The sequence below is a fragment of the Amycolatopsis sp. M39 genome (assembly GCF_001651785.1).
In the GTDB taxonomy this organism is placed as follows: domain Bacteria; phylum Actinomycetota; class Actinomycetes; order Mycobacteriales; family Pseudonocardiaceae; genus Amycolatopsis; species Amycolatopsis rubida.
In genome coordinates this window covers 990,776-1,000,719 of the sequence record NZ_LWSF01000001.1, presented here as the reverse complement: position 1 = coordinate 1,000,719, position 9,944 = coordinate 990,776, and the positions used below count along the sequence as shown (strand labels likewise).

Sequence of the window (9,944 nt, the reverse complement as noted above, 5' to 3'; positions counted from 1 at the left end):
AGCAGGAGGCCGTTGCCGCCGGCGACGGCGTTGTCGAAGCGCTTGCTGATCTCGGCCCAGTTGAAGATGTTCCACAGGGCGTTGACGTAGTCCGGCTTCACGTTCTTGTAGTCCAGGTAGAACGCGTGCTCCCACACGTCGACCAGCAGGATCGGCACGGTCGGCAGGATCAGGTTGTTGTGGTGGTCGCGCAGCTGCTGGGTGATCAGCGTCTTGCCGATCGGGTCCCACGACAGCGCGCCCCACCCGTTGCCCTGGATCGTGGTGGACACGGCGGTGAACTGGGCCTTGAACTTGTCGAACGAGCCGAACGCCTCGTCGATCGCCGCGGCCAGCTCGCCGGTCGGCTTGTCCCCGCCCTCGGGCGAGAGGATCTTCCACCACACCACGTGGTTGGCGTGCCCGGCCAGGTTGAACGCCAGCGTCGTCTCCAGCCCCACGATCGAGCCGAAATCGCCCGCCTCCCGCGCCGCGGCGAGCTTGTCCAGCGTGTCGTTCGCGCCCTTCACGTAGGTCGCGTGGTGCTTGCTGTGGTGCAGCTCGTTGATCTCACCGGAGATGTGCGGCGCGAGAGCGCCGTAGTCGTAATCGAGTTCGGGCAGCTCGTACCGGGCCATGGGCCCTCCTTCTGTCTTCGACATCAAGTCTTGCCCCTTCGAACCTAGTAGCACACCCGCGCCCCGGGCGAGCGGGGGCGGCCTCGGCACCACGGGCTGGAACCTGCTTGAGTGAATGTTCACCTTCCAGTACCGGGCCGCTTCGCCGGCCACTCAGCGTGACCGTTTCGTCCGCCCCGCCCCAGTTCCCCGGTGCCAGGTACGGTTGCTCCCATGGCAACGTCCCGGCTCGGCAGCGTGCAGCGGGTGCTGCTGCTGTTCGCGCTGGCGCTGGGCGTCGCCGTGATGCACCACGTGCCTTCGCCGGACGCCGGGCATGCCATGACGAGCCAGATGTCCGGCGAGGCGCACTCGGTCGCCCCAGCTTTGGCTGCCGCCACCGACTCGGGCATGCCCGCCGGCGAACACTCGATGCTGCACGTTTGCCTGGCGGTGCTGTACGCGGCGGGCGCACTCGTCCTGGGCCTGCTGGCCTTCCGCCGCCGCACCGCCGCACAAGCGATTTTCGACGGCACCCGAGGCTCCCCCGCGGCCGGCCGCCCGCCCGGCAGACGAGGCCGGGCCGTTCTGACTTCTCTCTGCGTGCTGCGGACCTGATCGGTATTTCCTTTCCGGTCTTTCCTCGCAATTTTCCTTTTGAGAGAAGGTTTTTTCGTGCGCAGAATCTTTTTCCGCGGCGCCGTGCTGACCGCGTCGCTCCTGCTCGGCGCGTGCAGCAGCCCGGAGCCGCCCGCTCCGGCGCCCAGCTCGCAGGCGGGACACAACGCCGCTGACGTCGCGTTCGCCCAGCAGATGATCCCGCACCACCAGCAGGCGCTGGAGATGGCGAAGATGGTGCCGTCGCGCGGCAGCGACCCGAAGGTCGCCGACCTGGCGGGCCGGATCGACCGGGCGCAGGACCCGGAAATCCGGCAGATGCAAGGCTGGCTGAAGACCTGGGGCGTCGCCGCGACCAGCCACTCCATGCCCGGCGGCCACGAGATGTCCGGCGATCACACGATGACCGGCATGATGTCCGGTGCCGACCTGAAAAGCCTGGAAGCCGCCAAGGGCCCGGACTTCGACCGGTCGTGGCTGGACCTGATGATCAAGCACCATCAGGGAGCGGTCGAGATGGCGAAGACGGAGCTGGCCCACGGGGCGGATGCCGGGGCGAAGGCGCTGGCACAGCGGATTGCCGATGCGCAGGAGGCGGAGATCGCTGAGATGCGCGGGCTGCTGAAGGGCTGATGCCGTGGGAGCCGGGGTCGTCGCTTGGGCGACCCCGGCGCCCCGCGTCGTGCCGCTGAGCCGGCGGTACTCGCGGGCTCGGCGCCGAACTGCCTCGTCGACGCCAAGCCCGGCCTTCACCGGCGCAGGCGTTCCGGCGCTTCGTCGAGCACGTGCAGCAGCCGCGCCGCGAGCGCCTGGCAGGCAGCCTCGGTCAAGCCGGTGTCCTGTGCGAGCACATCCCGCACCAGGGCGAGCCGTTGGTCGTACCGGGAGACAAAGCTTAGTTCGCTGGTCATGTTTCCGTCCTCTTCTGTGGTTTCCCTGCTTCCCGCGGCGCAGGCGCAGGCGCGGCGGAACCCGCCCGCCGCGGTCGCCGAGCAGAACCGGTCCGCGATCGCGTCGTGTCCGGCTTTCTCGTGGCGGCACACCGGGCAGGCACCGGCGGACCGAGCGGCGAGCGGTGCCGCGGACTGCGCGCTCATCGCGGAGCGCCAAGGCCGGGCAGGTAAGGAGTCCATGGCGGACACGGCCGGCTCAGCGCGTTCCGGCGACGCCGTTGCCGGCCAGGATGTCCGCGGCGGTGGCGGTGGAATCGCCGTCCGCGGCCGACCGGAGCACGGCACGGGCCGCTCCGCCGGGGGCCTCCCGCGGCACCACCAGCAGGCGCACCCGCCGGGAGTCCGTCCCGATCGCCTCCACAGTGTCTGGATCCGTCGCCCGGAACCCCTCCAGCCGCACGATCCGGCCGCCGAGGAGCACTTTGCGCGCGGTCGCGCCCCAGGCGTCCAGGTGATACGACACCCGGGCCAGCGGGCCACCCGCGCTTCGAGCGCGGCGGCCAGCGCGGGCAGCTCGGCGGCGAGGTCCGCCGAACGCGGCCACCAGCCGCCGTCGACGTGCCCGGGCTGGGAGCCGGCGCATTTCAGCGCCACTCGCGCTTGCTCGGGTCCGCGGTCTCCGGCCGGGGCTTTCCGGGCCGGCGCCGCCGTCATCGGGAACCGCTTCCGGCTGTTGCCGGCGCGGTCCGGAGCCCGCCGCCGACCTCGTGCAGGTGCCGCAGGACGTCCGCGTAGGTGCGCAGCAGCCCTCCTTGGCTGTAGCTGATCCCGCGGGCGAGGCAGAAGTCCCGCACCAGCGGCTGTGCCCGGCGCAGCGCCGTCATCGGGATGTTCGGGAAGAGGTGGTGCTCGATCTGGTAGTTCAGCCCGCCGAGGGCGAAGGTCGTCCAGCGGCCGCCCCGCACATTGTGCGACGTCAGCACCTGGCGGCGGAGGAAGTCCAGCTGGTGGCCCGGTTCCAGGTGCGGCATCGCCTTGTGGTTGGGCGCGAACGAACATCCCATGTAGACGCCCCACACGGCATGGTGCACCACGATGAACACGACCGCGATTCCCGGCGGCAGCAACAGGAACACCGCGGCGAGATAGGCGGCGAGGTGGGCGGCCAGCAGCACCGCGTCCAGCCCGCGCGATCTGATCCCGCCGTGCCACACCGCCTTGATCCCCGACCAGTGCAGGTCGAGGCCTTCCAGCAGCAGCAGCGGAAAGAACAGGAACGCCTGGTATTTCGCCATCCAGCGCAGGAAACCCGTCTTCGCCCGGCTCTGCCCGGTGCTGAACGCCAGCGCGGGGATGTCGATGTCCGGATCGGAGTTCTCGAGATTCGGGTTCGCGTGGTGGCGGTTGTGCTTGCCCACCCACCAGCCGTAACTCAGCCCGACCAGCCCGGCGAGCCCGGTGCCGACCGCGTCGTTCGCCCGCCTGCCGCGGAAGATCTGCTTGTGCCCGGCATCGTGGCCGAGAAACGCGAGCTGGGTGTAGGCGACCGCCAGCAGCACCGCGGTGCCCAGCTGCCACCAGTGCCCGCCGGCGAGCGCGAGCACCACCCACGCCCCGGCGAAAGCCAGCAGCGCCAGCCCGCCCCGCAGCAGGTAGTGCACGGGGCGGCGGCGGAACAGCCCGGCCGCCTTCACCAGTTCCGACAGCTCGGCGTACTCGCTTCCGCGCGGAGGGCCGGGCCCACGCGGGATAGCCGGGTTCGTTTCGTCCATTGTGGAAACTCCAAATCGGATGGCGGCGGAGGACCGCCGCTGGCCGCCGCGGGACGGACCGCGCCGCGGCAGCGGAAAGAGCGAGTACGGGGACAGCTGGATCCGGCGGAGCGGAAAGGGCCGCCGGTGAAATCGCGGGGCGAAGAGGCTTGTCCTTCCGGATTCCCGTCATGCCCCGGTGCCTCCTCGGTCGCCGGCAGCCGTGCTGCGATTCGATCGGCGCGACCGAGGTCTGAGGTTCTTGCCCGAAGCCTACACCCGCGCCGGTGCGGGTGCGCGCTCGCCGTTCCGCCAGGCCGCGCGCCGAAATCCGCTTCACCCGAATGCGGCTTCCCGCCCTGGTGAGAACGGGAAACGGCGATCGGGCCGCAGCGCACCGCCCCGGCCCGGGTCCGCGACGGCGCCCTCGGCCGGGACGAAGGGGTGTACCGTCAGTGGTGTCCGGGAGTATCTCGTGCCGGCGGCCCTGGGCCATCGCCGCAGGGACAACGCACGGCATGCCGCCGGGCCCACGGCACATCACCGTCATCCCAGCGGCCTTGAGACCGCCGAGCCGCCCTCGCCGCAGCCGCTGCACGGCACAAGCGGGTGGCGCCCAGCAGGGAATGCCGGTGGTGCGGGCGTGGCCCAGCCGCCCCTGGCTCCCCGTCTTCTGCGGATTTCGCAGTGTCACGAAAGGAAAAGCCGATCACCGCTTCGGTCAGCACCCCGCTTTTCAGCCATCCCGTCGCCGAGCCGCCCCGGCCCGGCGCGCTCGTCCTGCCGCAGGACGACCGCTACGACGGCCTGTTCCGCCAGCCGGCCGGACCGTCCGGCGAGCGGAAAGAACCGCAGCCGCGCGCAATCCGGCCGCGGCACCGGCGCCGCTGACGCCCAGCCCTTCTCCGGCGCGCAGTCTGTTCCGCCGCGCAGCGCCGGCGGCGTCCGCCGCCCGGCCATCCGCACCATCGGACGGGAGCGCCGCGATGAAGCCAGTCCCGCAGGACCGCACCGCCGGCCCGGTGCTTGAATCGCTCGCGCCAGGAAACCGGTTGCGGCTCAAGGAACCGAGCGCCGCGAAAGGCTGCTTCGACGGTGCCTGGTGGCCGCGATCGCGCGAACCGGTCGCCGAGTTCAGCGCCCTCGTCGCCGCGCTCGCGGACCGGTCGGGCCGAGTCGACCGGATCGGCTTCAACCCCGCCGCCTGGGATCTCGCGCCCGCCCGGCTGGCGCACGGCCCGAATCTCGTGCGCCTGGCCGGATTCTTCGGCCTCCAGCAGCACACCGTCGTCGTGATCGGACCGCGCATCCGCCACCTGACACTGCTGGTGATCCCGCCGGAGGCCCCGCCCGGCCCGGCGGAACGCGCGCTGAGCGCCGCCTCCGCCGCCGACAGCACCGATGCCGCACTGGAAATCCTTCGCGACAGCGGCGTCCTCTCGCGGCAGCCCGCGTAGCCGCATCCCGAGCCTCGCCGTTCACGCATGCCAGCCGGCCCCGAAGCCGGGATCGGAGCTTCCCATGCCGACGCCACCGCGCCGAGGCCGTTCCTCCGCACCGGCCGAGGCGCGGCTGCGGCTGAAACCCCCGCTGCCGGTCGCCGGCTTCGTGGACGGCGGCTGGTGGCCAGCTTCGGCGGACCTGACGGCCGAAGTGCCCGGTCTCGCCGCGGCGCTCGCCGACCGGATCGGCCCGGTATGGCGGGTGGCGTTCGCGCCGCAGGCCTGGCTGCCCGCCGAACCCACGATGATCTCCCGGGGACGGCTCGTCCGCCTGGAAGGCTTCCGCTCCCAGGACCCGCATGTCGTGCATGTGACCGGCGGTTCGATGCGCCGGCTGACGCTGCTCGTCGTCCCCGCTCGAACACCGCCGGCGGCCGCCGCGACCGCGCTGTCAGCAGCCGCGGACCGCAACGGCACCACCCGCCCGGAAGCCATCCTGAAAGAATCCGGAGCCGCGCCCCGGCCGGCCGAGGACGATGTCTGCCGCTGGGAGTCCGAAGGCGGCGCCGGCTTCGGATCCCCGGCACCTGCCAGCGGCTCGGCGTAGTCCTCGAAGCGAACGCTGGCCCCCCGCCCAGCACGTCCGCGGCGCGTCGCTCTCGCCGTGTTCTCGCCGACAGGTTCGCCGCCGGCGTTCGCAGTCTCCCGGCCGCGGTCGAAGCGGCCGTCTCGGCCAGCACGGCCGCCGCGGCACCCGTCACCGCGACCAGCGGCGGCGCGCGACCAGCAGCAGTGCAACACCTCCCGCGAGCAGGGCGATCGCCGCGATTCCCACCGGGATCAGCACCACGCCGGTGGACGCCAGCGGCGGCTCCGGCGACGGCGGCTGGACCGGCGGCGTCGGCGGGACTGTGGGCGGCGTGGGCGGCATGGGCGGCGTCTTCGTGAGCGGGGTGGTCGTCTTGCATCGCTCGTCGGTGGAGGCGTCGGGGCAGTTCGTGCCTGGCGTGGTCGAGGAAATGACGTTGCGCAGGCTCTGTCCGTCGCCGATGGGGTTCTTGACCTTCACGCTGTAGGTGACCGTCGCGGTCGCGCCAAGCGGCAGGTCTCCGGTCCAGGTCAGCCGGGGTGCCGCGTAGGTCGTCGAGCCGGTTGAGGCGGTCGCGTCGTCGTGGTAGGCCGCGGTGGCGAGCACGCCGGTCAGGTCGTCGGTGAAGGTGGCGTCCTTCAGGCCGGTCTGGCCGGTGTTCGTCGCGGTGACGGTGTAGACGACCTGGTCTCCCGCCTTCGCCTCGGTGACGCTCGCCTTCTTCTCCAGGATCAGGCCCGCGACCGGTGTCGTGGTCCCGCGGCGCGGATCCTTCGGCTCCGGCGGGCAGTTCCCGAGGTGACGACGTTCGTCAGCGTGTGGTCGCCCTTCACCGGGTTGCTGACCGTGACGCCGCAGGGGGACCCCAACCAGGGCAGCTCAGCGAGATTTCCCGAGGACGGCCCCGGACCCCGGGCCACCCGTCACGTCCTGAAGGGGTATTGCCATTCCGATCCGAAACGGTGCCGGAGGACCACGAGAATTTCCCGGGAAAAGTCAGCCGGAATCGACGACCCGGCCGTGTTCGACGGCGACGATCCGGTCCGCGCGGGCGGCCAGCGCGCGGGTGTCGTGGCTGATCAGCAGGAGGGCGGCGGACGTCCGGCGCTGGTAGGCGTCGAGGCAGTCCAGGACGCGGACGGCCAGTTCCGCGTCGAGGCCGGTGGTGACCTCGTCGCAGATCAGGACGCGCGGTTCGGCCAGCAGCGCCCGGGCCAGGGCCGCGCGCTGCAGCTGGCCGCCGGAGAGCCCGGCCGGGCGGCGGCCGGCCTGGGCTTCGGTGAGCCCCAGTCCGATGAGGACTTCGCCGGCTTCGCCGGTCGCGTCCGCCGGGCGCAGGCCGCGCAGCCGGACCGCGGTCGCGGCGACCTGGTCGAGCACCGTCCGGCGAGGGTCGAACGACGACGCGGCTTCCTGCCAGACGTACTGGACATACGCCGTCTGCCGGGCGGTTCGCTTGCGCAGCAACGGCACCGGCTTCCCGTCGGCGAACACCTCGCCGCGGACTGGCGCCAGTCCCGCGAGGCAACGAGCCAGACTGGTCTTCCCGGCGCCGGAAGGACCGACCACGCCGACGGTCTCCCCCGCGAACAGCGACAGGTCGACGTCGCGGAGGACTTCCATCCGGCCATAGTGGACTGAGACCCCGCGCAGCTCAGCCACGCGCGCACCCCGCTCGACCGTCCGGGGAAGCGGCATGGCCGTGGGCGGTGGTTCGTCGGTGAGGGTTCCGTCCCGCAAGCGCAACGTCCGGGTGGCCGCGACGTCCGGATCGTGGGTGACGACCAGCAGCGCTGCCCCGGCGTCGGCCAGCGCGCGGAGCTGACGGAGGAGGCCGGCTTTGCTGACGGCGTCGAGACCGGTGGTCGGTTCGTCCAGGACCAGCGCGCCGGGGCGGGTCGCGAGGACCTGCGCGAGGGCGAGCCGGGTCCGCTGGCCGCCGGAGAACTCGAACGGGTAGCGCCGGAGGAGGCCGTCCGCGGCTTCGAAGGCCACCAGCCGCAGCACTTCGGCGACCCGCTCCCGGCGTTGCTCGCGCGACAAGCGCCCGGCATCGAGCCCGACCAGTTCCCCGAGCGCGTGGCCGACGCGCCGGGCGGGGTTCAGCGTCTCGGCGGCCTGCTGCGGCAGGTAACCGACCTTCCCGGGCGCGACCACCTCCGCGCGCACGGTGACCCCGGGCCGTTCGAGCCCGGCGGCGGCCATGGCCACGGTCGTCTTGCCGACGCCGGACGGGCCGGACAGCGTGACGATTTCGCCCGCGCTCACGCTCAGGGAGACGTCGTGCAGCAGCAGGGTTTCCCCGGCATGCGCGGTCAGGCCGCGAATGCTGATCACCGGTTCGGCCACTGCGCCCCCGGATCCGCCAGCAGGTCGTCCCACAGCAGGTTCAGGCCGACGACCAGCGCCACGATCAGCCCGGCGGGCAGGAACACCGACCACGGCGCTTCGGAGAGCCCGTCCTTGTTGGCCGCGACGGTCACCGCCCAGTCCGGCGACGCCGGGTCGAAGCCGAGGCCGAGGAAATTGGCCGAGGAGAGGAAGTAGATCGCCGCGGCGAGCCGGACGCCGAAGTCGGCGGCGACCGGGCGCGCGAGTTCCCGCAGCGCGTACCGGCCGTAGCGGTGGCGCCGCGGTTCGCCCTGCATGCGGAGCGCGTCCATCACCGGGCCGTGCACGACACCGCGCGCCGCCATCCGCACGAAACGGGCGATCGGGGCGACGAGCGCGAGTCCGACCGCCGAGGCGATCGCGACGGCGGAGCCGTTGGTGCGCACCGCCGCGACGATGATGATCAGCAGGGACGGCAGGCACAGCAGCACGTCGAGCGGGCGCATGATCAGGTCTTCCAGCCACTGGCGGGGCGCCGCGGCGGCGGCCATGCCGAGGGTGAAGCCGATCGCGTAGGCGCACAGCACGGTCAGGCCGGTGACGACCAGCAGCGTCCGGCCGCCTTGCAGCGCCGCCGCGAGCACGTCCCGGCCGAGCCGGTCCGTGCCGAACGGCGACCAGGTCGACGGGCCGAACGGAGCCTGCCGCCCGGCCGGGGCCCCGCTCGCGACGAGCGGGCCGAAAGCCGCGACCAGCACCGGCACGGCGACCAGGCCCGCGTAAACCCGCCGCGCCCTCACCTGCCCGGCGCCCATCGCCGTCCGATCAGGTCGATCAGCGCGTTCACCACCACCGCCACCAGCCCGGTGACCAGCACGATCGCCAGGATCACCGGCTCGTCGCGGTCGCCGATCGCGCCGATCAGCGTCGAGGCGACCCCGGGCAGCGCGAACACCGCCTCGACGATCAGCACCCCGGAGAGCAGGCCGTCGCCGGTCCGGCCCAGCTCCTGCATCGCCGGGCCCAGCGCGTTCGGCGCGATATGCCGCAGCAGCAGCGAAACCCGGCCGACGCCGAGCCGGCGGGCCTGCTGCACGTACGGCTTCGCGGACACGTCGATCACCCCGGCGCGGACCAGCCGGACCAGCGGCGCGGCGACCCGCGCGACCATCACCGCCAGCGGCAGCACGAGGTATCCGGGTTCGGCGAGCATCGTGCCCAGGTCGGCACCGAGGAAGGTCGCGGGGAACCAGCCGAGGCCGATCGCGACGTAGGCGACCAGCAGCACCGCGAGCACGAAATCCGGGATCGCGTCGAAGAACACGCTCACGGTCGTGATCACGCGGTCACGCGGCGAACCCGGCCTCAGCCCGGCGGCGAAGCCCGCCCATCCGGCGAGCGGCAGCAGCAGGATCGTGGTGAACGCGGCCAGCACGCCGGTGATCGCGAACGGCCCGGCGATGACGTCCGCGACCGGCTCGCCGCTGGCGTAGGACGTGCCGAAATCGCCGGTCGCCGCGTGGCCCAGCCAGCGGGCGAAGCGCAGCAGCGGCGCGACGTCCAAACCGAGCAGCTCCCGGGTTTCGACGCGTTGCCGCTCGCTGAACAGGTCATTGCCCTGCACATCCGCCGCGTCGCCGGGCAGCAGCAGCGACAGCCCGAACACGAGCGCGACCAGCACCGCGACCTGGCCCGCGCCGATGCCGAGCCGGCGCAGCGCGAAC

At 72.4% G+C, this 9,944-nt stretch carries 12 protein-coding genes and 1 pseudogene; 5 read left to right on the top strand and 8 right to left on the bottom strand.

The features are described from left to right. Positions 1 to 617, bottom strand: a 617-nt coding sequence (locus A4R44_RS04685) for a superoxide dismutase (RefSeq protein ID WP_067576479.1), incomplete at its 3' end; no start/stop codon positions are given. Positions 618 to 830: 213 nt separating this feature from the next. Here A4R44_RS04685 and A4R44_RS04680 point away from each other — a divergent pair. Then, on the top strand, positions 831 to 1,214 hold the full coding sequence (locus tag A4R44_RS04680) for a hypothetical protein (RefSeq protein ID WP_067576478.1): 384 nt from the start codon (positions 831 to 833) through the stop codon (positions 1,212 to 1,214). Positions 1,215 to 1,271: 57 nt separating this feature from the next. Further along, positions 1,272 to 1,847: a DUF305 domain-containing protein gene (locus A4R44_RS04675; RefSeq protein ID WP_067576477.1), complete on the top strand. Its 576-nt coding sequence runs from the start codon at positions 1,272 to 1,274 to the stop codon at positions 1,845 to 1,847. Positions 1,848 to 1,963: 116 nt separating this feature from the next. Here the strand turns inward: A4R44_RS04675 and A4R44_RS50005 are convergent, their stop codons facing one another. The 3 genes and pseudogenes from A4R44_RS50005 to A4R44_RS04660 all read right to left on the bottom strand — a co-directional run bounded on the left by A4R44_RS50005 (position 1,964) and on the right by A4R44_RS04660 (position 3,879). After that, positions 1,964 to 2,347 carry an RGCVC family protein gene (locus A4R44_RS50005; RefSeq protein ID WP_143132650.1) on the bottom strand — a complete coding sequence of 128 codons (384 nt, stop codon included), beginning with the start codon at positions 2,345 to 2,347 and terminating at the stop codon, positions 1,964 to 1,966. Between the two features lie 16 nt (positions 2,348 to 2,363). Beyond that, a pseudogene (locus tag A4R44_RS50000) lies at positions 2,364 to 2,821 on the bottom strand (DUF5994 family protein). Continuing rightward, positions 2,818 to 3,879 (bottom strand): acyl-CoA desaturase, encoded by a 1,062-nt coding sequence (locus A4R44_RS04660; protein WP_067576475.1) that lies wholly within the window; start codon positions 3,877 to 3,879, stop codon positions 2,818 to 2,820. Before A4R44_RS04660 ends, A4R44_RS50000 begins: the two are co-directional and overlap by 4 nt. A gap of 666 nt (positions 3,880 to 4,545) precedes the next feature. On the opposite strand from A4R44_RS04660, the gene A4R44_RS04655 reads away from it, so the two are divergent. From A4R44_RS04655 to A4R44_RS04645, 3 genes are all read left to right on the top strand, one after another. Next, positions 4,546 to 4,749 carry a hypothetical protein gene (locus tag A4R44_RS04655; protein WP_067576474.1) on the top strand — a complete coding sequence of 68 codons (204 nt, stop codon included), beginning with the start codon at positions 4,546 to 4,548 and terminating at the stop codon, positions 4,747 to 4,749. Positions 4,750 to 4,844: 95 nt separating this feature from the next. Then, entirely contained in the window at positions 4,845 to 5,315 is a 471-nt protein-coding gene (locus A4R44_RS04650) for a DUF5994 family protein (protein WP_095213182.1), read from the top strand. 64 nt (positions 5,316 to 5,379) lie between these two features. Then, positions 5,380 to 5,907 (top strand): DUF5994 family protein, encoded by a 528-nt coding sequence (locus A4R44_RS04645; RefSeq protein WP_067576473.1) that lies wholly within the window; start codon positions 5,380 to 5,382, stop codon positions 5,905 to 5,907. Positions 5,908 to 6,057: 150 nt separating this feature from the next. Here A4R44_RS04645 and A4R44_RS48790 read toward each other — a convergent pair whose 3' ends face one another. From A4R44_RS48790 to A4R44_RS04625, 4 genes are all read right to left on the bottom strand, one after another. After that, positions 6,058 to 6,618 carry a DUF11 domain-containing protein gene (locus A4R44_RS48790; protein ID WP_232791500.1) on the bottom strand — a complete coding sequence of 187 codons (561 nt, stop codon included), beginning with the start codon at positions 6,616 to 6,618 and terminating at the stop codon, positions 6,058 to 6,060. A gap of 267 nt (positions 6,619 to 6,885) precedes the next feature. Next, the gene (locus A4R44_RS04635; RefSeq protein ID WP_161269320.1) at positions 6,886 to 8,238 is read right to left on the bottom strand and encodes an ABC transporter ATP-binding protein; all 1,353 of its coding nucleotides are present in this window, start codon (positions 8,236 to 8,238) and stop codon (positions 6,886 to 6,888) included. Next, positions 8,223 to 9,035, bottom strand: coding sequence for an ABC transporter permease (locus A4R44_RS04630; RefSeq protein WP_067576471.1), 813 nt, complete (start codon positions 9,033 to 9,035; stop codon positions 8,223 to 8,225). The genes A4R44_RS04635 and A4R44_RS04630 overlap by 16 nt, the downstream gene beginning before the upstream one ends. Further along, positions 9,017 to 9,944 (bottom strand): ABC transporter permease (locus A4R44_RS04625; protein WP_067576649.1); only part of this gene is annotated, 928 nt, incomplete at its 5' end. The genes A4R44_RS04625 and A4R44_RS04630, both read right to left, overlap by 19 nt.